This window comes from Chryseobacterium sp. JV274, from assembly GCF_903969135.1.
Lineage (GTDB): Bacteria > Bacteroidota > Bacteroidia > Flavobacteriales > Weeksellaceae > Chryseobacterium.
In genome coordinates this window covers 5,043,932-5,068,349 of record NZ_LR824569.1, presented here as the reverse complement: position 1 = coordinate 5,068,349, position 24,418 = coordinate 5,043,932, and the positions used below count along the sequence as shown (strand labels likewise).

General features: G+C 37.5%; 19 protein-coding genes. 9 read left to right on the top strand and 10 right to left on the bottom strand.

Going from position 1 to position 24,418, the window contains the following annotated elements:
• The first annotated feature begins 11 nt into the window (after positions 1-11).
• A complete protein-coding gene (locus CHRYMOREF3P_RS23325) occupies positions 12-2,255 on the top strand; it encodes a nitric-oxide reductase large subunit (RefSeq protein WP_180565632.1) in 2,244 nt (747 codons plus the stop codon).
• Between the two features lie 66 nt (positions 2,256-2,321).
• Entirely contained in the window at positions 2,322-2,774 is a 453-nt protein-coding gene (locus CHRYMOREF3P_RS23320; protein WP_180565631.1) for a hemerythrin domain-containing protein, read from the top strand.
• Between the two features lie 72 nt (positions 2,775-2,846).
• Here the strand turns inward: CHRYMOREF3P_RS23320 and CHRYMOREF3P_RS23315 are convergent, their stop codons facing one another.
• The 5 genes from CHRYMOREF3P_RS23315 to CHRYMOREF3P_RS23295 form a co-directional block, all read right to left on the bottom strand.
• On the bottom strand, positions 2,847-6,332 hold the full coding sequence (locus CHRYMOREF3P_RS23315; protein WP_180565630.1) for a DUF2723 domain-containing protein: 3,486 nt from the start codon (positions 6,330-6,332) through the stop codon (positions 2,847-2,849).
• A gap of 267 nt (positions 6,333-6,599) precedes the next feature.
• A complete protein-coding gene (locus tag CHRYMOREF3P_RS23310; protein ID WP_077414758.1) occupies positions 6,600-7,388 on the bottom strand; it encodes an SDR family oxidoreductase in 789 nt (262 codons plus the stop codon).
• Positions 7,389-7,482: 94 nt separating this feature from the next.
• Positions 7,483-7,872, bottom strand: coding sequence for a RidA family protein (locus tag CHRYMOREF3P_RS23305; protein WP_180565629.1), 390 nt, complete (start codon positions 7,870-7,872; stop codon positions 7,483-7,485).
• Positions 7,873-7,972: 100 nt separating this feature from the next.
• Positions 7,973-8,536 carry a Crp/Fnr family transcriptional regulator gene (locus CHRYMOREF3P_RS23300; RefSeq protein WP_077414762.1) on the bottom strand — a complete coding sequence of 188 codons (564 nt, stop codon included), beginning with the start codon at positions 8,534-8,536 and terminating at the stop codon, positions 7,973-7,975.
• Positions 8,537-8,645: 109 nt separating this feature from the next.
• Positions 8,646-9,248, bottom strand: a complete 603-nt coding sequence (locus CHRYMOREF3P_RS23295) for a TlpA family protein disulfide reductase (RefSeq protein ID WP_077414764.1) — start codon at positions 9,246-9,248, stop codon at positions 8,646-8,648.
• A 416-nt stretch (positions 9,249-9,664) separates the two neighbouring features.
• Between CHRYMOREF3P_RS23295 and CHRYMOREF3P_RS23290 the strand changes: the two genes are divergently transcribed.
• A complete protein-coding gene (locus CHRYMOREF3P_RS23290) occupies positions 9,665-11,995 on the top strand; it encodes a TonB-dependent receptor (protein WP_077414766.1) in 2,331 nt (776 codons plus the stop codon).
• Positions 11,996-11,998: 3 nt separating this feature from the next.
• On the top strand, positions 11,999-12,814 hold the full coding sequence (locus tag CHRYMOREF3P_RS23285) for a DUF4249 domain-containing protein (protein WP_180565628.1): 816 nt from the start codon (positions 11,999-12,001) through the stop codon (positions 12,812-12,814).
• Positions 12,815-12,861: 47 nt separating this feature from the next.
• Here the strand turns inward: CHRYMOREF3P_RS23285 and CHRYMOREF3P_RS23280 are convergent, their stop codons facing one another.
• Positions 12,862-13,587, bottom strand: coding sequence for a YoaK family protein (locus CHRYMOREF3P_RS23280; RefSeq protein WP_180565627.1), 726 nt, complete (start codon positions 13,585-13,587; stop codon positions 12,862-12,864).
• Between the two features lie 368 nt (positions 13,588-13,955).
• Between CHRYMOREF3P_RS23280 and CHRYMOREF3P_RS23275 the strand changes: the two genes are divergently transcribed.
• Complete coding sequence (locus CHRYMOREF3P_RS23275; RefSeq protein WP_180565626.1) at positions 13,956-14,642, top strand: Crp/Fnr family transcriptional regulator; 687 nt, start codon at positions 13,956-13,958, stop codon at positions 14,640-14,642.
• A 99-nt stretch (positions 14,643-14,741) separates the two neighbouring features.
• Positions 14,742-15,137 carry a VOC family protein gene (locus tag CHRYMOREF3P_RS23270; protein WP_180565625.1) on the top strand — a complete coding sequence of 132 codons (396 nt, stop codon included), beginning with the start codon at positions 14,742-14,744 and terminating at the stop codon, positions 15,135-15,137.
• Between the two features lie 176 nt (positions 15,138-15,313).
• On the opposite strand, the gene CHRYMOREF3P_RS23265 is transcribed toward CHRYMOREF3P_RS23270, so the two are convergent.
• From CHRYMOREF3P_RS23265 to CHRYMOREF3P_RS23250, 4 genes are all read right to left on the bottom strand, one after another.
• Positions 15,314-16,261, bottom strand: a complete 948-nt coding sequence (locus tag CHRYMOREF3P_RS23265) for an alpha/beta fold hydrolase (protein ID WP_180565624.1) — start codon at positions 16,259-16,261, stop codon at positions 15,314-15,316.
• 157 nt (positions 16,262-16,418) lie between these two features.
• Positions 16,419-16,817 carry an ACT domain-containing protein gene (locus CHRYMOREF3P_RS23260; protein WP_077414778.1) on the bottom strand — a complete coding sequence of 133 codons (399 nt, stop codon included), beginning with the start codon at positions 16,815-16,817 and terminating at the stop codon, positions 16,419-16,421.
• Positions 16,818-17,288: 471 nt separating this feature from the next.
• Positions 17,289-17,942, bottom strand: coding sequence for a response regulator transcription factor (locus CHRYMOREF3P_RS23255; protein ID WP_175627210.1), 654 nt, complete (start codon positions 17,940-17,942; stop codon positions 17,289-17,291).
• The gene (locus tag CHRYMOREF3P_RS23250) at positions 17,920-19,626 is read right to left on the bottom strand and encodes a sensor histidine kinase (RefSeq protein WP_232539088.1); all 1,707 of its coding nucleotides are present in this window, start codon (positions 19,624-19,626) and stop codon (positions 17,920-17,922) included. The genes CHRYMOREF3P_RS23255 and CHRYMOREF3P_RS23250 overlap by 23 nt, the downstream gene beginning before the upstream one ends.
• A 716-nt stretch (positions 19,627-20,342) precedes the next feature.
• Between CHRYMOREF3P_RS23250 and CHRYMOREF3P_RS23245 the strand changes: the two genes are divergently transcribed.
• From CHRYMOREF3P_RS23245 to panB, 3 genes are all read left to right on the top strand, one after another.
• The gene (locus CHRYMOREF3P_RS23245) at positions 20,343-21,530 is read left to right on the top strand and encodes an FAD-dependent oxidoreductase (protein ID WP_180565622.1); all 1,188 of its coding nucleotides are present in this window, start codon (positions 20,343-20,345) and stop codon (positions 21,528-21,530) included.
• A 14-nt stretch (positions 21,531-21,544) separates the two neighbouring features.
• On the top strand, positions 21,545-23,314 hold the full coding sequence (locus CHRYMOREF3P_RS23240) for a flavin monoamine oxidase family protein (RefSeq protein ID WP_180565621.1): 1,770 nt from the start codon (positions 21,545-21,547) through the stop codon (positions 23,312-23,314).
• Positions 23,315-23,592: 278 nt separating this feature from the next.
• On the top strand, positions 23,593-24,414 hold the full coding sequence (gene panB, locus CHRYMOREF3P_RS23235) for a 3-methyl-2-oxobutanoate hydroxymethyltransferase (protein ID WP_180565620.1): 822 nt from the start codon (positions 23,593-23,595) through the stop codon (positions 24,412-24,414).
• Positions 24,415-24,418 lie beyond the last annotated feature (4 nt).

Sequence of the window (24,418 nt, the reverse complement as noted above, 5' to 3'; positions counted from 1 at the left end):
ACTAATACAGAATGACACCTAAAAAACTTTGGATATGGCTTGCTGTAGTAATGGTTGCTTCGTTTGCTGTTCTTATCTTTTATGGAACTGAAATTTACAGAAAAATCCCCCCAATTCCTGATAAAGTAGTAAGCACGGATGGAACTGTGCTCGCTACCGAACAGGATATAAAAGACGGGCAGAATGTCTGGCAGTCTATTGGAGGGCAAACGGTAGGAAGTATCTGGGGACATGGTGCTTATATTGCTCCGGACTGGACTGCGGATTACCTTCACAGGGAATCTGTGCTGCTGCTTGATGAATTGGCCAAAAAAGATGGTAAAGTGTATAAAGACCTTCCGGATGATGAGCAGGCCAAATATAAGGTACTGCTGAAGAAAGAGCTTCGTACCAACACCTTTAATGAAAACAATAATGAAATTGTTTTCTCTCCCGAACGGGCCGAAGTACAGAAACAATTAGCTCAGTATTATTCAAAATTATTTATGAATGATACTTCTATGGCAAAACTCCGGGATCAGTACGCAATCCCGGAGAATACCATCAAAGATACCGGAAGAATGGCTCAAATGAATGCTTTCTTTGCCTGGAGCACATGGGTTTGTATTACGGAAAGACCGGGAGATGATGTGACGTATACCAACAACTGGCCGCATGATGAATCGGTAGGAAACGTTCCTCCCCCTTCACTGCATTTATGGTCAGGTTTCAGCATATTACTTCTGTTGGGGGCTGTAGGTCTTCTGGTGTTTTACCATGCCCGAAATAAAGAGGAAGAAGTAAGTGAAATCCTTCCCCTTGAAGATCCGTTGCGAAATATGAAGCCTACTCCTTCTATGAAAGCTACTTTAAAATACATATGGGTAGTTGCTTTACTGATTTTGGTTCAAATGCTTGCCGGAGTCGTTACCGCTCACTATGGTGTGGAAGGAAGTGGATTTTATGGTATTCCTCTGGATCAGTTTTTACCTCAGTCAGTTTCCAGAAGCTGGCATGTACAGCTTGCCATATTCTGGATTGCTACCTCATGGCTGGCAACAGGACTTTATATTGCCCCGGCTGTGTCGGGACATGAACCGAAGTACCAGAAACTGGGAGTGAATATCTTATTCGGAGCCTTACTGATCGTTGTGCTGGGATCTCTTACCGGGCAATGGCTTGGCGTCATGCAAAAGCTTGGCCTTGTTGATAATTTCCTTTGGGGACATCAGGGTTATGAATATGTGGAACTGGGAAGAATCTGGCAGATTTTACTGCTGATTGGCCTTATTTTATGGCTGGTTTTAATGGTGAGAGCCCTGCTGCCTGCTTTAAGACGTAAGGATGGAGATCGTCATTTACTGACCCTGTTTACTCTTTCAGCCGTAGCTATTGCGCTATTTTATGGGGCAGGATTAATGTATGGAAGACAAACCCATATGGCCATTGCTGAATATTGGAGATGGTGGGTGGTTCACCTTTGGGTAGAAGGCTTTTTTGAAGTATTCGCAACGGTAGTCGCAGCATTTTTATTCACCCGATTAGGATTATTGAGATTGAAATCTGCTACGAATTCGGTATTGTTCTCTACAATTATTTTTCTTGCCGGAGGGATCTTAGGAACATTCCACCACCTTTATTTCAGTGCTACTCCTACAGCTGTGCTGGCATTAGGTGCTACCTTCAGTGCATTGGAAATTGTACCGCTTGTCCTGATTGGTTACGAGGCCTACCAAAATTACCAGCTGAGTAAATCAACCAAATGGATTCAGGCTTATAAATGGCCAATCTACTGCTTCATTGCGATGTGTTTCTGGAACTTTCTGGGTGCAGGAATCTTCGGATTTGCCATTAATCCTCCCATTGCGCTTTACTATATTCAGGGGCTGAATACCACTGCTGTTCATGGTCATGCTGCCCTGTTCGGAGTATATGGAATTTTAGGAATCGGATTAATGCTGTTTGTATTACGGGGACTTTATCCTGAGAGACAATGGAATGACAAATTAATAGGCTGGGCTTTCTGGCTTACCAATATCGGATTGCTGGTCATGGTAACCATCAGTCTTCTTCCTATAGGCATTATGCAGTCGGTAGCCTCTATAAAAGAAGGGTACTGGTATGCCCGTTCTGCGGAATTTATGCAGACGGATATCATGCACTTCCTCAGATGGATGCGTGTGCCGGGAGATATTTTACTGGCTGCAGGTGAGCTGCTTCTGGTACTATTCATCATCGGACTTAAATTGGGTTGGTCGTTGAAAGAAAAACGTTAGCATTCTTTATTCAAACCTCATGGTCATTCAACTTATGGGGTTTGATTACCTTAAATCAAAAAAATCATGAAACGAAATGAAAATATTATCCCGCTTTCCAAAGATCATCATTTCGGGCTTCTGTGCAGCTGGAAAATAAGACAGGGACTGAAAAAAGAAATTGAGGTTTCCCGGATCAGAGATTATATTCTGTATTTCTGGAATCATCATCTGAAAAAACATTTCAGGGAAGAAGAAGAAATTCTGTTTCTTTATCTTGAAGATGAATATATGCTCCGCATACGGAAAGAGCACAGACATATTCAGAATATTGTTTCTCAAATTTCATCCTCAGAAAACATTGATCTTTTCTCAGATTTTGCCGATCTTCTGGAACAGCATATCCGTTTTGAAGAACGTGAATGGTTTCCCCATCTTGAAGAAACATTGGAAGTTCCTGCTCTGGAAAAAATCGGAAAAGAACTGAATGATATTCATACAGAAGAAAAAGACGGCTATGAAGATGAATTCTGGAAATAGGCCTAACTTTATTATTTATGTTATATTAAAAAGCCTTTAAATATTGAATTTAAAGGCTTTTCTATCTATAATTTATTGTGTTGCTTTCATCATGGCATTGGTAATTTCAATTTCCTTTTTCCTGGAATATGCAGAATCAAAAGGCTCCATAACATTGAATAAATATTGGTAAAAAGGAGCAATCTGTCGTACATTTTCCGATTCTTTTATCGCTTTCTCTTTCCCCATTTGAAGCAGTCCGTTTATAAAAACACTGAATTTTTTATCAATCGGCTCAATTGACTTTAGAAGATAGGCATGTGCTTTTTCATTCTGCCCCAATGTTTTGTAAGCTTCTGTAACAGCTGAAACAACTAATGCATATTCCATTGGTTTGGACCTCATCTGCTTTCTGGCAGCTGCTTTAAATGCCGGAGAAAGATTTTGATAGTAATCATATTCTTCAAATATTCCTTTCTTAAGGGTTTCTGCCAGCTGAAGACCTTTCTGCTCCTGTCCTGCAACAATATATCCTGTTACCATTGAGCTTAATGACCGTGGATCATTATATTTCTCCACTGGAATTTCTTTCGCTACAAGATCCAGCAGCTCTACTGCTTTAGCTTTCTGGCCGCTTACCACAAGTGCAGATACAGCCCTGCTTACCGACATTCTGTAGCTTAAAATATTGGAAGTAGCCGTTTCATTATAATAAATACTGAGGTCTTTAAAATTTCCCCATCTGAAGTTTTTCACCACCTGATAAAGCGAATTGGCATCTACCCTTCCTTTATCTCCATCCGGACTCTGAGGCGTGTGAATAGGAACAAGTCTGTAGCTGAAACCATCAAACTGCAGATATTCGTCAAGGTAAAAAATATTCTCACTTTCATACATTCCACCTGATGAGAAATTAATGGGACGTTTCCAGTCGAAATTAGCCAGCATATCCAACATCATCAGATTGCTTTTGTAAAGGGTATTCGCTTCATAATTGATCATAATCTGATCTACTGTCTTAGAAAGATCAGCCTGATTGATAATCCCCGATTTTACAGCATTTTCCTTATTTACCGGAAGTATAAATTTATTTACCGGGAGTATATTATATTTTTCATATTGCTTTTCCCCGAAGTACATCTTCAGCAATTCATCTTTTTCGGATGATTTAAGTTTTAAGAATCTGATAGCATCCTTCACCGTCAGAGAATCCTGGGTAAGATATTTTCTGAACTCCTGAAAAGCAGTGTCTGGTGCTCCCTGTTCTTTCAACATCTGGAAAAAGCCTTCCCAATCTTCTTTTTTCATCAGATAAACCTGATCATTGACACCGTCTCTGTATTCTTCATGAGTGAGTTCTCCCGGAATTCCTTTGGCATTATATGTTCTTCTTTTTACCTGATCTATATTCCATGGAGTGGCTAAAAGGGTAAAATTGACTGTTTTCACATCATCCCTGAATCTTTCTGTCTCCTGAATTGCCCATACGGGAAAAGTATCATTATCACCATAAATGAAAAGAATATCATCTTTAGGCAGCGAACGTAAGAATGAATAGGCATAATCACGGGCTGCGGTCTTTTTACTCCTGTCGTGTGAAGTATAATTCTGGAACCCCATCATAAAAGGAATTCCCAACAACACGACTCCCAAGATAATGTTGACTGCATTAGATTTAAGTTTAGACTGAATCAGCCAAAGTACAGCTCCTGCTCCCAGACCAATCCAGATGGCAAAGGCATAGAATGAACCTACCATCGCATAGTCTCTTTCTCTTACTTCAAATGGCTTTACCCCGGTATAGAAGACAATTCCCATACTTGTAAGAACAAACAGCGACAGGATAGCATAAAATCGCCCGAAATCCCTGTTCAGCTGAAAAAAGAAACCGATAAGTCCTAAAATCAATGGCAGAAAGAAAAATTTGACGGTACTTTCATTTTTAAATTTAGCAGGCATATGATCCTGATCACCCAGCAAAGCATTATCAATAAAGGAAAATCCTGAGATCCAGTTGCCATTGGTATTTTCCATATGTCCCTCAAGATCGTTCTGTCTTCCTACGAAATTCCACATCAGATACCGGACAAAGTAGTATCCGTTCTGGAAAGAGATGAAATACTCCATATTCTGAGCAAAGGAAGGCCGTTGTACCTTAATAAGATCATAGGGTTTTACTTTCAGGTAATCTTCTGCGGTAATGGAATCTCCTTCATATTTCGCTCTCAGTTCATCAAAAATCCTTTTAGCCTCCGGATTGTCTGCTACCTCTTCATTATCATAATTGAAGGTAAAATCAGGAGCACCGTACAAGGCGATATAATTTGCGGTAACCTCTTTATCTTCATTGAACATCCTTGGCATGAAGCTGATGTGCGATTTATTAAACACATAATTGAATCGTTCCCCGGTTTTTCTGTAGGTTCCGGTTTTTTCATCTTTTTCGTAAATATCTCCTGTCACTTCTCTTTTGTAACTTCCGTCCTCATCTTTTTCCAAACCGTTTCTGTCGAGAAATGCAGTATAGTTTTGTCCATAAATCGTTGGCCAGTCACCATATTGTACCCTGTTATAGTAATCTCTCATTCCTATCGCGGTATCCGGATCATTAAGGTTCATCGGTGGATTGGCGTTTGCCCTGATGGGAATTACCAGCCAGCAAGAGAAACCAATCATCATATACACAAGGGATAAAACGATCGTCTGATAGACTTTTCTTTTTGTTTTCCTCGCATATTTAATCAGGAAATAACTGATTGCAATCATAAGAACAAATGCCACAATTGTCCCTGAATGGAAAGGAAGTCCCAGCCCGTTCACAAAGAAAATTTCAAGTTTCCCAAACATGGTCATCACCAAAGGGAAAATAATCTTGAATACAAAAGCAAGAATTCCTAATGTAATCAGATTGGCAGCTATGAAACTCTTCCATGTAAAAGTATAGTTACGGGCATAATATACCAGACATATGGCCGGAATAGCCAGCATACACATCATATGCACGCCTACAGAAAGTCCTATGGCAAAGAAAATAAGAATGATCCATCTCTCACTGTCAGCAGCTTTAGATTCATTCTCCCATTTGGTAATCAGCCACACCAGCAGCGCAATAAACAGTGAAGCCATTGCATACACCTCTCCTTCTACCGCTGAAAACCAGAATGTATCTGAAAAAGTAAAACATAAAGCCCCGATGACTCCGGCAAACAGGATTGAAATTTCCTGAGATTTGGTAATATCATCAAAATCCTTATTCAAAAGCCGTCTTAAAAAATGGGTAATCGTCCAGAACAGAAACAAAATGGTAAATGCACTGAATACTGCTGACATCGCATTGATCACAAGGGAATAATGCTCTTCGTTCCCCAACGCAAAAATACTTGCCACCGCTCCCATAATCTGGAATAAGGCGGCTCCCGGAGCATGGGTCACTTCAAGTTTTACCGCAGAAGAAATATATTCTCCGCAATCCCAGAAGCTCAGGGAATGCTCCATTGTTGAAAGATAAGTGACAAGTGCAACAGCGAAAAGGAACCAACCCAGTATGGTGTTCCATTTTTTAAAAGACCAGTTTTTCATATACTATTTTTCAATATGTATATGACAACCGGGGGAAAGGGTTTATTACATGAAAGAAAATCTATTTAATTATTTTTTTTTTCTAACCACAAAAGTCATAAAAGCTTTATTTCAATTTATTAGTTTAAAACGATATGTATAAAAAAGTTCAAATAAGAGAGAAAATAAAAGATTTTCAAAAACTTAAGTGTACTTTAATGATTAAGCTTAATACTTAAAAACTTTTGTGTCTTTTGTGGTTTAAAATATCTTGGTTTATATAAATTTTTAATACGTATTACTCAATCCTCCATCCAAAGGAATGCTTGTTCCGGTAAGATAATTTGAATATTCTGAAGCCAGAAAAGCTACCAGATGACCATATTCTTCCGGCTGCCCGAATCTTTTCATAGGAATCTTATTTTCTCTTGCTTTTTTTATTTCTTCCGCGGGAGCACCCGTTTGCTGGGCTTCATGAGTAACCAGTTTTTGAATTCGTTCGGTATCAAAATATCCTGTCAGAACATTATTAACGGTGATATTATGTTGTGCAATTTCATTCGACAGGGTTTTTGCCCATGCAATGACAGCAGAACGGATAGAATTGGAGAGCGCAAGATTTCCGATCGGTTCTTTAACTGACAAAGAAGAGACATTGATAATACGGCCGTTTTTCTGTTGGATCATATGAGGTAAGACCAATAATGTTGTTTCGCAAACCGTTTTGAAAAGAAGATCAAAAGCTTTCTGATAATCATCCGGGGTTTTATCGAGTGCCAAACCTGGTTCCGGACCGTTTGTATTGTTAACCAGAATATCAATCGAATGATCATTAAAATATCCTGTAATAATTTTCTTATAACTTTCAAAGTCCGAAAAGTCAGCCACCAGATATTCGTGTTTCTGTTCCGGATTGAGTACTGGCAGGGAAGAAACGAAATCTTTAAGTTTTGTTTCATTGCGGGCCATAACGGTAACATTAGCGCCGCATTTTGCCAGTTCCAGAGCAATTCCTGCTCCTATTCCCTGAGTTGCCCCTCCCACCAAAGCGTTTTTTGAAAAAAGTTGAATATTCATAAAATTTTGATCAATATTAATTGGTATAAATAAATGTAAGAAAAAACCTCCAAATTATATTTTGAAGGCCTGTCTTTTAACTCAAATTTATCACTTATTTCACCACTGTTGCTTCAAGTTCCACCTTTAATGTTTCGAATAAGCCATTTACTTCAAGCATTGTTAAAGCCTGTTGGATCTTATGCCGGGCAATCCACTCCTGAAGAATGGGAAAATAAGGCCAAAGCTCTTCTGCAGAAGTTGTATAGACATTTAATCTTACAATTCCTGCACATTCATATCCCGCTGTGCGGATCACTTCTTCCAGATTGGCAATAGCCTGTTCCAGCTGGGATTTCATATCCTTATCACTGGATGTTCCATCGGGATCAATAGCCGCCTGCCCTGAGCAGTATAGGGTACTTTCAACATTTTTTACCTCTACCGCCTGAGAATAACTTCTTTCATCCTGCCATTCCCATGGATTAACTGTTCTTTTTTCCATTGTCCTGAATTTGTTATTTGTTACAGTACAAAATTGCAGAACAAATACAGCAAAACCCTGTGATCCGGATCACGATTATGGAGTGAGTTCTCTCACAGTTTTATAGTGGAAGACGGCTCAAAGTTTCCCTGGAAACTCCTAAATAAGCAGCTAAAAGAGATTTCGGAACGCGCTGTACAAGGGAAGGATATTTTTTCAAAAGCTGGTCATACCGCTCTTTTATTCCGGTTGTCATCATGGAAATGGTTCGTTGCTGAGCCGTAATAAATCCCATATATGCTTTTTCCAGAAAGAAATGCTCCAATTTTGGCAGATGGGCACAGAGCTTTTTGTAATCCTCTAACTGAAGGCACAATACTTCTGTATCTTCAAGACATTCCAAAGACATCGTTGCCAAAGTTTGCTGATAGTAAGCAGGAAAATCTGTTTCCCACCAATCTTCCATGGCAAATCCTATAATATGCTCTTTTCCGGTTTCGTCAGTATAAACCAGCTTCAGAAGACCTTCCAATACAAAATAATTATAAGGAACCGGTTCACCTTCCTGTACTAAAAACTGGTGTTTTTTATATTTTTTATAGGTAAAACAGGATGATATGAATTCAAATTCATCATCATGAAGAGGGATTATTTTTTCAATGTGAGTCCTTAGCTGATGCAGCATATTCTATTTCTTGTGGTATAAAAGTATTCTTTTTTCATAAAGACATTCAGTATTTCGGCTTCTATTTCTGCAAAAGTCAATAAGGTAAAGAAGTCATAAGCTGAAAAAATTATGGCTTTTGTTTCAACAGTTCATCAATCTGTTTGTAAAAAGAATCTTTACTGTAATCTGCCAATCCTTTATGATGCAGACGGATGCTGCCTTTTTTATCCAGCACGACTGTTGTGGGTAATGATCCGCTGTAAAGTACACCAGGAATATTGCCAGCCGGTACAAGAAAAGGAATGGTATAGCCTTTTTCTTTTAAATAGGATTTTCCAAAAGCAGCATTGTCGTCAAGATTCACGGTAAGAAATATCATCTCCGGATTGTTCTTATATTGATCATACAGTTTTTGCACAGAGGGAAATTCTGCCCTGCAGGGAGGACACCACGAGGCCCAAAAGTTAATGAAAACGACTTTGTTTTGTAAAGCAGCAGTATTGATAACCGTTCCATCTTCATTTTTCACCAGAAACCCGGCATAAGAAACCCGTGCTGAAGTATTTTGATGCTCTTTTGATTCTGATATACTGGAATTGAGGATTCCCGTGGAAGCAACCTGTCTCATCAGCCATGCCTTTGCATCTTTATTCACCAATACGATAATGAATAATATTGTCAGTATTACGGTAGAGCCATTTTTCCTGATCCAGATTTTTACATTTTCCATACTCGTTCCTCTTAATTCTTAGCCAAGATAAGATTAAAATTCCGATCAAAGTTCTGAAGGAGCATTTTTAAGCTAACAGTCTTTCCATCACAGGATATAAAAGACTTTCGAGTGTTCAGTTCCATAATTTTCCTAACAGACAGCAATAAAGTTCACACAACAGTCGTTAATAATTTATTTTTTAACATAATTAACTAAAAAACAATTAATAAATCAGTATACAATGCATAATATTATTTTTTATGTAACAGTCTTATTTTATTCTTGCTTTTACCATTTTCAAAAACACACTTTTTCAATGGATTTATTTCATAATTAATTTGTTACATGTAACAAATTCCCTGTTCATCCAACTAATCGTACATCAACAAAACATTAATTCCTATACAAGAGATCTACTACTTTAAAATAAACTAATGCAAACATCCTTTTTAAAAATTACCGCTGCCACCGCAGCGCTCTGTTTCAGTACCCTGGCAATAGCCCAACAAACCTATTCTGTAAGTGGAACTGTGAAAGACAAAAAAAACGGTGAGCTGTTAATCGGAGTATCGGTAAAAGTAAGTGAAGATCCTACCATCAATGTTGCAGCCAATGAGTATGGATTTTACTCTCTATCACTGCCTGCAGGTACTTATACCATCATTATTTCCAATCCGGGATATAAAGATTTTGAACAGCAGATCAAAGTAGATCAGAATATAAAACTTGACCTTCCTCTTCTGCCTCAGGAAGAGACCACAAAGGCCATTGACGAAGTAGTTGTAACTGCTGTTAAAAAGGATAAAAATTTAACCTCCGCTCAAATGGGAGCAGAAACGTTAAATATAAAAAGTATAGAAAAGCTCCCTGTCCTTTTTGGGGAAAAGGATGTGATGAAAACCATACAGCTTTTACCAGGTATCAAAAGTAACGGTGAAGGAAGCAGCGGATTCAGCGTAAGAGGCGGTGCTACCGATCAAAACCTGATCCTGCTGGATGAAGCTCCGGTTTATAATGCGTCTCACCTTCTTGGTTTTTTCAGTACATTCAACAGTGATGCCCTGAAAGATGCCAGCATCATCAAAGGAAACAGCCCTGCCCAATATGGAGGCCGACTTTCTTCTGTTCTGGATGTAAAAATGAAAGACGGAAATAATAAAGACTATAACCTGAATGGAGGAATCGGTCTGATCAGCAGCAGGCTGAGTGTAGAAGGACCAATTCAGAAGGAAAAATCATCATTCATTGTTTCGGGAAGAAGAACATATGCCGATTTGTTTCTTAAAACCAACAAAGATTATAAAGACAACAAGTTATACTTCTATGATCTCAACCTGAAAGCCAATTATCAGATCAACGAAAATAACCGTATTTACCTTTCAGGATATTTCGGAAGAGATGTTTTGGGATTGGGAGATACTTTCAATACAGACTGGGGAAATACAACGGCAACTTTAAGATGGAACAGCATTATCAGCAGCAAGCTATTCTCCAATACATCTTTTATCTACAGTAATTATGACTATAAAATCAGTCTGAAAAATGATGATACTGTATTTGATTTAAATTCAAAAATACGTGACTGGAATCTTAAGCAGGACTTCACCTGGTTTGCCGGGAACAAGCATTCTGTACGTTTCGGCCTTCAGTCTATTTATCATACGCTTACTCCAAGCAGTGCTTCCGGTACTACGGTGAGCAGCTTTCCAAGAAATCCGAGATATTCATGGGAGAACGCGGTTTACATCAATGATGATTTTAAAGCAACGGAAAAGTTAACCGTTAATTACGGAGTAAGACTTGCAATATTCAGTGTATTGGGAGGAGATACATTCAATACGTATGAAAACGGAGTCCTTACCGACAGTAAATTCCTGGAGAAAGGAAAATTCGGAAAAACGTATGTGAATCCTGAACCGCGAATCAGTGCAAACTACCGCATCAATGAAGTAAGCAGTGTGAAAGGAGGTTATTCCCGCAACACACAAAATCTTCACCTTTTAAGCAACAGCAACAGTGGAAATCCTACTGACCAGTGGATAGGAAGCAGCTATACGGTAAAACCTGAAATTGCAGATCAGATCAGTGTGGGCTACAGCAGAAATTTCAACAATAATAATTATGAATTGAATGCTGAAGTTTACTATAAATCCATGAAAAATCAAATCGACTTCAAAAACGGGGCTCAGATTGGATTTGATGCCGGATCTGATGTAGAAAGTGAACTGTTGTTCGGAAAAGGAAGAGCTTACGGGCTGGAACTTATTGCCAAAAAGAAAAGCGGAAAACTTACAGGATGGATTTCCTATACCCTTTCTAAAACGGAAAGAAAGATCGACGGAATTAATAATAATGAATGGTACAACGCCAGAATGGATAAAACACACGATCTATCCATCGTTGCCACCTACCAGCTTAATCCGAAATGGAGCTTTTCAGGATTGTTTGTTTACAGCACAGGAAATGCCGTTACCTTCCCTACCGGAAAATATGAGCTGAATGGTCAAACAATATTCCAGTACAGCAACAGAAATGCTGACAGGATGCCTGCCTATCACAGAATGGATCTGAGCGCAACTTATGAGCCAACTTCCAATAAGCGATTCCGCGGTTCATGGACCTTCGGTATTTATAATTTGTATGGTAGAGAAAATGCCTACACAATCAATTTTGAAGACAATCCTGACCATCCCGGAACTACACGTGCAATGCAGACTTCTTTGTTCCGCTGGGTACCCAACATCACTTATAATTTCAAATTTTAAATCATGAAAAATACTTTTTATATCATATTATCTCTCTTTGCATTAACCTCTTGTGAAAAAGAGATCGATCTGGATCTGAATGATCAGGGCGGAAATATTGTCATCGAAGGAAATGTAACCAACCAACCGGGGCCTTATACCGTAAAAATCACAAAATCAGTTAGTTTCTCAGAGCCTAATCAGTATCCGGCTGTAACCGGAGCTCAGGTTATTTTAAGTGATGATACCGGCCAAACCGAAACCCTTCAGTACACAGGAAACGGAATGTATCAGACAACTACTTTTGTGGGGCAGCCCGGAAGAACCTATACTCTGAAAATACAGGCGGAAGGAAAACAGTATACCGCTCAGAGCAGTATGCCTGAAATTGTTGATTTTGACGGGCTTGAACAGAGTTCATTTAAATTTGGTGACAAAACCACTTATACCCTTTTACCGATCTTTACCGATCCGATGCCGCTTGGGAATCGTTATCTTTTTAGTTTTACGATCAATGATCTTCCTAAAAAATATATGAATACCTTTTCAGACAATGTAAATAACGGAATGCTGAACCAACAGCCACTGATTCTGCCTAATGACGATAACAAAGGTAGAGATCATGAAGTGATTGTGGGAGATAAAATCCATGTAGAGATGCAGTCTATAGATAACAATATATTCACTTACTATAGTGCTCTGCTTCAGATTTCCGGAGGCAATGGCGGAGGTGCTACTCCAGCCAATCCACCAAGTAATATCAATAATGGAGCTTTGGGTTATTTTTCTGCCCATACAACAGATACAGAGACTTTTGTAATCCAGCCTGTAACTCCATAAATTTAAAAAGGATATTCCAATCAACGGAATATCCTTTTTTATTTGTCTTATCTCAACTTTCTTTTCAAGGCATAATACCTATACATAAGCTTATCATATCGGATAACGAAGAACAATAATCCCGCAGTTATAATCAGTGTTTTTAATTGAATCATATTATAACTATAGCCGCCAATAATACATCCTGAAAAAAAGCATGCAATGATAACCAGTTTAAGGGTAATATTCTTTTTAAGCTGTCTCTGTTCATTTTTTCTCTCCTTAAAAAACAGTTTTGAAAGTTCTATTCCAAGATCTGTAAACAACCCTGTAAGATGAGTTGTTCTTACTACAGACTGTGATACTCTTGTAACCAATGAGTTCTGAACTCCCATTGCAAAAAGTAAAAGACCTGCAGTGATATAAGAAGATAACGAGATTTTTAATTCCTTATAATCTGACATTCCTACACATCCTAATATCAAAATTTCGGTTATTAAAGGGATGAGATGCGGACGAACTGTTCTGTGCCCTGACGAGAATTCAACCAGAAAGCTTGAACAAAAAGCTCCGCTCAGAAAACAGATAATAAACAGAAAGTAAGTAAGTGCTTCGTTGTAATGATCTAGAAGTATCTCTTCAGAAAAGAAAGCAAAGTGTCCTGTTATATTGGTTGTCAGCACTTTAACAGACAAAACACCTACAATATTTACTATTCCGGCAACGAATGAAAGTGCTGATGCCAGCTTAAGATTGTGAAAATAGGTTCTGTTTTTCCCTTTGTGTCTGAACATTTTAAATCTCTGTAAGAGCTGTGTATTATTGTCAAAAAACAGCTGGATAAAATAAATAAGTAAAAAATAAATTTAGAAATGTCAGTGTCAAACTGTGAAAAACATGTCCGCTTAAGTATTTATCCAGTGTTCTTTATATCTGCTGTACTCTTTTTTGTATTCTTAATAATAAATTAGAGGCTTTTACAGAAAGTAAAACAGCTTCTCTGCAACGCTCTGAAATGTTCTGTTTTTTAATTCAGAATCAATTTTATTACTTTTGTAAAAGTAATTCGTTTAGGAAAAAAACTTGGTGATCTGTATCAGTTTAAAATGTGATTTAAGTTAAAAAAACCTAGCGTTTATTCAATAGTCCGTATAGAAAAATTATGATCTCAAAATTTATTTTTAATAATCAGTATCTTTTTGATGAGCTCCCTGAATATGATAAAAATCTGCTTACAGGAGCAATGAAAACCAGGAACTACCGTAAAAATGAGCCTATATTTACTGACGGGACAAAACCTAATGGCGTTTACTACCTCAATGAAGGGAAAATAAAGAAATACAAGGTTGATAATGATGGAAGGGAACAGATCATTTACATTTACAGTTCTGGTGAATTTTTCGGATATTCTGCTATTCTGAGCAATGAATCTTATGGAGACACTACCTCTACATTGGAAAGTTCTGTTATCTCATTCATTTCAAAAGACAGTTTTCTGGATATCCTAGGCCAGTCATCAGTACTTTCAAGACTGCTGCTGAAATCTTTAAGCCACGAATTCAGTGTCATGGCCAATCTTATTGCCGTTTTATCTCATCGTACGGTCAGGGAACGAGCTGCTTTGAGTTTGCTTATTCTTCATGATAAGTACAAATCAAATAATGAACCTGATCAGGAAGTATTCATTTCCCTTTCCCGCATAGATCTGGCAAATATGGTAGGAACAGCCAGAGAAACCTTAGCCCGGATTATTAATGATTTTAAACAGGAAAAACTCATCAGATCTGAAGGTCGTAAAATACAGATTATCAACTTTAAGCAGTTAATTCATATTGCTAATTTTTATTAGTAAATAATTTAGTTTAAAAGCTTTAATTTTCTACTGACAAACTGTTGTCATAACTACCTGTTACCTTTGTTTAAAATTAGTTTAAACAAAAAATACCTTATGAAACTTACCTCATTAAGACTCATCAGCAAAGACATCAAAGCGGCAGTAGAATTTTACGAACAAATCATGGGAGCAACAGCCAGATGCTATACTGAAGATTTTGCAGAACTCTCTGCAGATTCCATAACCATTGCAATCGGAAGTATCCGGACGATGCAAATGTTTTCAGAAGGTCTTACCCAATTTGCGGGAACAAAATCAACCATTATTGAATTTATGGTTAAAAATGTAGATGAAGAATATGAAAGAATTAAAAGTTTAGCCTCCGAAATTATCCAGAAACCTACAACAATGCCTTGGGGAAACAGATCACTTTTGTTCTGTGATCCGGATGGAAATCTGATTAACTTTTTTACTCCGGTAACTGTGGAAGCTGTGCAAAAATTCAGCTAAGCCACCCCTTCAATAAAAAATAAAAAGAGGCTGCCTCAAAGGTCAAATAAATTGACTTTTGTCATTCTGACGAAGGAAGAATCTTATTAGTAACCGAACATATTAGATTCTTCACTCCATTTCATTTCATTCAGAATGACACTTTTGAGACAGTCTCTTTTTGTTATAATTAAAATCTATTTCCCGAGGAACTCAATTGCTTTCCCTACAAAAGTATCATGGTATTGATAGAAAGAAGCATGTCCTGAATCCGGGAAAATCACCAATTCTGCCTGATCTAAATTCTGCGCCATATTTTTAGCATTCTGAACAGACACCGGAAGGTCATTTTCACCATGAACAATCAGTACTGGGTTCTTGATCTTTTGTATTTCTGTAAGAGCATCAGCGTTAGGTTGAGCCCAGGCCAATACGGCAGTAAATTGCGAGTTAGAAGCAGCATCATTTAACGGAAGGTCTCTGTCTGTAGTACGAAGCTGAACTCTTGCAAAAGATGCTTTTCCTTCTGCAATACTTTGAGCCGATTCTGTAAATCCAAATTTTAGATAGGAAGCTTCCGGGCTTAATCCGGCTGTTCCTGCAATAATATTAGGTAGATTAGACAACCCGATTGCCCCCTGCGGACCTGTTCCGGTTAAAATCACTTTATTAATCAGTGAAGGATGGGTCAGTACGATTCTCTGAGCAATAAACCCATCCATGGAAAATCCCATGATATTCACTTTGTTCAGGTTCAATGCATTGATAAAATCGACAGCATCATCAGCCATTGCCTGAACGGTATTGGGAGTAATTCCCTTTGAAGAAGCAACTCCTTTATTGTCGAAGATAATTACTTTGTATTTCTTTGCCAGTCCATCCGTCACGGCAGGATCCCAATCGTCCATTGCCCCACCCAATCCCGGCAGAAGCACCAATGGAATTCCATCTTCTTTTCCTAAAATACGGTATGCAATGGCATTTCCTTTAACGTTTATGAATTGGGTTTTGGCAGTTTGGTGGTTTCTGTTTTGTACCTCCTGTACCGTGGGAGGCTCATTTTCTTCAGTGCAGGAAACTGTCACTACGGTAAAAAGAGTTAAGCATAATAGGCTAACGGCTGAGATTTTTCTGATTGCTTTCATTGTAGTTTATTTTTGTTTGATTATGGTGCAAACATAAAACACAAAAACAGGCAGAACACTCAAAAGCTTTCTCAACAGGGCATTTTAGGAATTCGATTAGACATTTTTGAAGGTGAAAATGATAAGTGAAAAGTGTAAGATCATTTTTTGAAACTTCTTAAACCATTTTCAATGCATGAAGAGCTTTCATTGCTTTTTCAGCATCTTCTTTTGCAATAAAAATATGATCATGAAAATAAGCAGCAACTACATTACAACTGATATTTTCCTGTTTCAGGGCATTTGCAAAGGCCGCAGTGAGCCCTACAGCTTCCAGGGAAGAATGAATATTCAGAGTAATCCATGAAGCAATATAACTGTAGATCATACTCCATTCATTTGCCGTCTCTTTTTTCAAAACAACAGTAACCGCTTCAGTTTCCCGAAAGAAAAACAAAACCTTGTCTATATCCGGTATCTCACTCAGGTTTTCAACAGTACAAAATACATATTCTCCGGCATTTAATACCGGTTCCATGTTCTGAAGCAGAACAGCCAAATCTTTTTCTCCTGTCATCTTTTTGAATACAAAACTAAGATATACATGACAGCATCTGCTTATCAAATGATAAAAAACAAAAAAGAAGGCTGTGCGCCTCCTTTTTGTTTTGTAATTGTAACCGTCAACTGAACCTCTTTATATGTATTTGTGTTTTTTTCATTTGGCCTTTTAAGAAGCCCAATTAAGGTTATTCATCACTCAATTAATTTCATCAGTGTTTTATTAATTTCATCATTTGTGTCTTTATAACTATCATTTATTAATTATATAGTTATAATCATTTGTTGTTTTTTGTATGAAATTTAAAATTTGAATAAGCATTTTTGATTTACTCTTTTCATTACTTAAATCTCACAGTACAAAGGAACAACATTACAAAATAAAATCCTCTATAAACCCCATCGATACATCTCGACCCTCTTATAGATATTTATCGATAAAATTAAATTCTCTGACAATAAGAAGTGAAAAATATCCTAAAGACTGCTATAGTTTATGATGTGTTTTAATGAGATCCACCAGCTCAACCATGTTCTCTATCTTCAGTTTTTCAAAGATATTTTTTTTGATTGTGCTTACTGTATTCTGTTTGATATTCAAGCTGTTTGAAATTTCCAGGTTTCCATATCCTTCGGCATAAAGTTCTGCAATCTGCAGTTCCCGTTTGGTCAGACTGTTGAGAGGGCTTATCAGATCCGGATTGTAAACAAGCTGCACCAATAGATTCCTTAAAAGACCAGAAAAATACTCTCCCTTCTCTATAAAAGTTGTGATAGCTTCCCTTACCTCTTCCTCTTCACTCATTTTGCTCAGGTAGCCGTTAGCGCCCGCTTTGATAAATTTAAGGCCATGCAGTTCCTCTTCAAGTCCTGTAAAAATTAAAACTTTAAGATCAGGATTTACACTTTTCATCTGAGGCAGAATATGCAGACTGTTTCCGTCCGGGAAATGTGCGTCAATGATGGCCATCTCAACCCCTTTTGATTCTATCAGCTCCAATACCTGATGTAAGGATGATGTCTGAAACACTTTAGCGTTGGGAACAATATCACTGATAACAATTTCCATTCCCTGGCGCACAATGCTGTGATCGTCTGCCAGCAGGAAAATAATCTCTTTATTTTGAATTGATGTTTCCATTATTATTACTATTTAAGTTGATCCTGAATGTCACTTTCGTTCCTTTGTGCAGTTTACTTTCCACCGATATATCACCATCGAAAAGCTCTACGATTTCCTTTACCAGGTTAAGACCAAGTCCTGCTCCCAGATTATCTACCTCATCAGATACCATTCCCTGATAGTAAGGATCGAAAATTTTACCCAAATCAGATTCTGATATCCCCACTCCGGTATCTCCTACCGTGGTAATTAAGGAAATTTGGTTTTCTCCTATAGATTCTGTAGCCATCACGAGATCAATCTGTCCGTTTTCTGTAAACTTATTGGCATTCCCCAGAATATTCATAAAAATCTGGTTGATTCTTATATTATCAGAATATACCACCAGCTCTTCAGGAATTCTGTCTGTTACCACAAACCTGTTATTTCTGGTTTCCAGATAAGGAGTAATTACCTTCACAATAGAACTGATCTCATCTTTAAGATTGAAAACTGATTTTATAAGTTCTTTTTCAGCATTCTCATTTTTTGTGTATTCCAGAATCTGGTTAGATTGCAGAAGCAGAGTACTGTTGGTAAACTTGATAGATTTAAGATAATCCTTTATTGTTTCATCCTCTGTAGTTCTGTGAATCTTATCTATAAAAATATTGATGATTTTTAACGGAGATCTGAGATCGTGGCTCAACATTCCCAGAATTCTGTTTTTAAAATTAAGGTTCTTTTTAATCTCTTTATTAGCGGCATCCAGTTTTTGTTCATAAATAAATGCCATTCTTGTAAAATACATGATCAGAATGGATACAATAAACATAAGAATCATCAATCCCAATACCAGATACGTTCTAATCCTGTTATTATTAGAACTCTGCTCGTTATATTCTTTTTCCAGTTCAGTTTTAAAATCTTTGATAGCATTTTCGTACACTTCTATTAAGCCGTTACTATACACCAGCAGTTTACTGAAATTGCTGTAAAACTGTAGGTTGCTCTTCTGTTTTTGGGCAGCAAGCATCTGTACTTTCTTTACTTCAGCAGCATAATGCTTATCCATAGACTTTATTGTGTTGTCCATTTTAGATTTAACCTGAGAAAGATCCAGCGTTTTGTTGTTGGTCATTGTGATCACCGTACTTTCTTTCTGAACATCCACTTTCCCTGTTACAGCATCTTTTAAACGGCCAAAAAAACCTTTCTTTTTAACAGTGTCTGCATAGGTGCGGGTTTGAATCTTGAAATCTTCAAAATCATTTTTATATTTGGTAGGTTCATACTGCTTATCCTCAATTTTTGACGGTGGATTAAGAGAAGTCTGGTATACTGAGTCTATCAATGTTTTCAGTTTCGCCATTTTCAGGGTGTCCTGCCTGTGAACTGCCAGATTTTTTTTCAACCTCGGACTTGTATTTTCATATTCACCAATCTTATCGAAATTGATTTTAAGTTTTCTCAACGACTGAAAATATAACTGCAGTTCTTTATTATTCTGAGTAGCCATATATTTCTGAAGATGTTCCTGGGCATCCAGAAAATCTTTCCTCGAATTATCTGTCAGTCCACCCAATGCACGGCTTTCCTCAAGCTGATCTTTAATAAATTTCAGCTTCTTCCCGTTGACAAATTCGTTATAAAAAAATATGGCGATGATGACCTGTATCAATAAAATACAGAGGATCAATGAGTAATGAACGAGTTTTCTCAATTTAAAATTTAAGAATTTATATTTCATATTTCTTTATCAGTTAAATTAATTTCCTGACTATATAAGTCCATGAGATATTAGCCTTCAACAATATACCATTATTTTCAACAATTTCGTAATAGCCGTATATCATCTAACTTGCAAAGTTAAATTAATTTTTGTCTTCTTATAATAATGAATATTTGACAAAACCCACAGAATTTAATTTTTTTCTATATCAAAACGCCATATAAATATTCAGTTTTATTTACGTAAAACCATTTTTTTATATCAATTGCAAAAAATTAGGGCTCAGTAAAATATTCTGTATCTGCCTATTTTATTGTATCTAGCGAATAACAAATAATCAATAACGTGTGAAAAAACAATAGATACCCAATCATTATTTCAGTCATTTTGAAAGATCAGGGCTCCATTGCTGAACACGTTTGTATACCATTAAGTATTTCTACTAGATACCACAATTGGTCATTTACACTCTAAGAACATATATTCTCTTCTTTGTTACTTTGAAATGCTTATTAATAGTGACAATATTCAATGGAAAACCAGAATATGCACATGTACCGGCAGATTCGTCTCTATACTTAATCTATCTCAGCAGATGGGACACAGAGATTATTGAAGATCAGTAGTGGTGGTACATTCCTTCATTTTGATGTCTTTACTTTTCTGTATCTCTTCAATACGATTATAAAAAATAAAAACAATAACCTATGATTACAGAAAACTACGACGTAATTGTCATTGGCGGAGGAGCAATAGGCCTTGCAACGGCCTACCATCTCGGCCAGCGCCAGGCCAAGACGTTGGTATTGGAACAATACACCTTTGTGAATCAGCTGGGCAGCTCTGCGGGGGTATCCCGTCAGTTCCGGATTCCCTATCCGGATGAATATATGGTACAAATGGCTTTGGATTCCCAACCTTATTGGGATGAGTTTCAAAAAAAGACTGATACCCAATTGCTCGATAAAGTAGGTACCCTCTGGTTTGGAGATCCTGAAGTACATTCTACCGAAGGAAATATTGCTGAAGCAGAGAAAGCTTTAGAAGCTTTAGGTGTTTCCTATACAAACTTAACTTCAAAGCAAATTGAAGAGCAGTATCATTTCAAAAACCTGCCGGACAATTATGTAGGACTGTTTCAGCCTGATGGGGCCAGCATTAATTTTAAAGCAACTATTGAAACGCTTCTAAGTCTTTGCCAGAAAGAAGAAACCGTAGAGCTCAGAGAAGATTCTCCTGTGCTTGAGATCAAACAAAATGGTGAACTTTTTGAGCTTACCACTCCCAACGGAATTTATATCGCCAAAAAACTGGCCATTATTCCCGGACCATATATAAACAGTGTTATCAACCTACTTGATTTTAAAATAGAAGCTACCTACTGGAATATGTCTTCTGCTTATTTCAAAAAGACTGATCCTGCAATACAATACCCAACCTGGTTTGTGTTCCAGAATGCAACGGGAGATAACGGCAATCAGTTTTACGGTTTTCCTTCTGTTGAATGGGACCATCCGGAATATATCCGCGTAGCACCGGATTTTGTCATCGAGCCTTTGGAGGAACCCAATGACAGAACATTGATTCCGAACCCGAAGGAACTCGCCTATACTTCCCAATGGATACAAAACCATATGACGGGTCTGAATATTGAACCGGAATATACTTCAACATGTCTTATCGCTTTGAGCACAATTCCCAATAAAGAATTACTGATTGATTTTGCTCCTTCTTATGTCCCCAATCATAAAAACATTGTGATTTATGCCACAGGATGGGCCGCAAAATTCACCCCTTTCTTAGGTAAAATCATGTCTGATCTTGCATTAGACGGACATACCAATTTTGACATTACTCCATTCCGATTAGGATATAAATATTTCTTAGCACTTTAAAAAATTATAAAACCATGAATCAAAAAAACGTAAATAAAAATACACCGCTGTATCCGGGAATGCAGCCCGATCTGAAAGTAGAAGTAGCCATTATTGGTGCCGGAACTTCCGGACTCTATACAGCTTTCCGTTTGGTAACCGATAATAAGTATAAGGCTCACGAAGTACAGGTCTTCGATATGAGTAACAGATTGGGCGGAAGACTGGAATCCGTAGTCATGCCGGGAATGAATTTCTGGGGTGAGCTTGGAGGAATGCGTTACCTGACTTCTCAGGAAATTGTAACCACATTGATAGAGGGTTATCCATTGAAAGAGGATCCAAACAAAAGAACACCTGTATTAAAAGATAAGATGACCCCTGTTGAGTTCCCTATGGGTGAACCGGAAAAACTTCTGATGTACATCAGAAAAGAACGTTTCAAACAAAATGCATGGACAGAAGAACAGAAACACGATAACAAACTGATTACCCGTTATTATCTGAATGAAGGGGATGAAGGCTTCAGCTCTGACCAGCTATTTAATAAAATCATTTACAATGTTTTAATGTCAGATGCATGGGTCGCAGAAAACTATAAAGAACTGATCATTGCAGATCCTAATGGTTATGATTACTCTTTCAAACTGACCAGCAGAGACTGGGATACCATCAAACCAAGAATGGTTTACAATTTCCCGGGTTCCCCTTATGATAAACGTCTGGTAAATGATATCGGTTTCTGGAATTTAATCAAGGACCAGGTTTCTCAGGAAGGTTATGAGTTTTTGGCCAATGCCGGAGGATATTATTCCAATACCATCAACTGGAATTCTGCTGAGGCATTTCCGTATATGGTAGGAGATTTTTCTGCCGATACTACTTACAAAACCATCGAAGAGGGATATGACAGCATTGCTTATGCAATAGCCAACACTTACATGGAACATGAAGGAGCTCGTATCTGGTCTGAAAATAAACTGATTACCTTCACCAAAGACCACCATTTGATCCATACTCATAAATATGAACTTACTTTCCTGAATATACAAAGCAATACAACGTGGAAAGTATATGCCAATTCCATAGTATTGGGTATGCCAAGAAAATCTCTTGAACTTCTGGATCAGAATAATTTCTTTTTCGATGCTAGCAGACATCAGAAACTGAATGAAAATATCCGTTCTATTATTATGGAGCCTGCATTTAAAATCCTGATGGGCTTTGACCGTCCTTGGTGGAGAGATCTTGATATTTATTCCGGGCATTCTATTACGGACTTACCTATGAGACAATGCTACTATTTCGGTACTGATGCTGAGAATAATAATTCAATGCTGCTGGGAAGTTACGGTGATATGGAAACGGAAACTTTCTGGAAAGCGCTTTCTGATGACAAAGTTCTTTTCAAAGTAAGAGCGAACAAGTCTACATCCATGGAAGAATTACACAAATTTGATGATGTTCAGGCCACTGAGTTCATGGTCAACGAATTGATAAACCAATTGAAAGAATTACATGGTATAGATATTCCACAACCTTATGTAACCTATTTCAGAGACTGGACAGACGATCCTTATGGCGCAGGATATCATGCCTGGAAAGCAGGTTTCTCAGTGAAAGATGTCATGCCTTATATGAGAAAACCACTGGTGGATGAGCAAATCCACATTATCGGGGAAGCCTATTCTGATCAGCAAGGCTGGGTGGAAGGCGCCTTCTGTGAAGCGGAAAAAATGCTTCAGACCCATTTTAAATTAGACTGGCCGTACTGGCTGGATCGTGAATATTATTTAGGATGGTAATCTTGAATATATAATAATAAGTAAGATGATGTGTATCAATAAAGCTCCGGATTATTTCGGAGCTTTATTATTCCTGTATTTACAGTAAATTATTGCTCAGACAATCTTCTGTGGGATCTTTTATGACATTATTTTAAATACAATTAATAATTTTAATTCAATACATTCATCTTGGTAATTATTAATTCATTACATTTGTATAACTGGTTATATAATTAGTTATTTTATAATGCTTATATAAAGTACAGGAACTTAGTGTAAAACAAAAAAACATAAAAATGTCAGTTCATAAAAAAGAAGATAAGAAAAAGATTACCACGCTTCAATTAAAAAAAATGAAGGAGAAAGGCGAAAAAATAAGTGTTTTGACGGCTTATGATTATACTACTGCGAAGATCATTGATGAAGCAGGAATTGATGTAATCATTGTGGGAGATAGTGCATCCAATACAATGATCGGAAATCCAACGACATTAAGCATCACCTTAGACCAAATGATCTATTATACAAAATCAGTAGTGAATGGTAGCAAAAGAGCGTTGGTGATCGCTGATATGCCATTTGGAACCGTATCTGGAAATCCCTTGAAATCTCTTGATGCAGCTATCCGCATGATGCAGGAAACTGATGCAAATGCTATTAAGATTGAAGGTGGAGCAGAAATCAGGGAGGATGTAAAAAAAATAATTGATGCCGGTATTCCTGTAATGGCTCATTTAGGGTTAATGCCTCAATCTATCAATAAATATGGAACGTATGCTGTAAGAGGAAAAGATGAAGACGAAGCAAAAAAACTGATAGAAGATTGCCATTTAATGGAAGAATTAGGAGCATTTGGAATACTGCTTGAAAAAATACCTGCTGATCTTGCTACTCAAATTTCTCAACAAATATCTATCCCAACAATAGGAATCGGTGCGGGTGTAGGCACAGACGGACAGGTATTGGTTATACAGGATGTAATGGGAATGAACAAAGATTTTTCACCCAAATTTTTAAGGCGTTATGCAGACCTGTATACCGTAATGACAGAAGCTGCACAGCATTATATAGATGATGTAAAAACAATGAATTTCCCTGCCAAAACTGAGAGTTATTAATAAA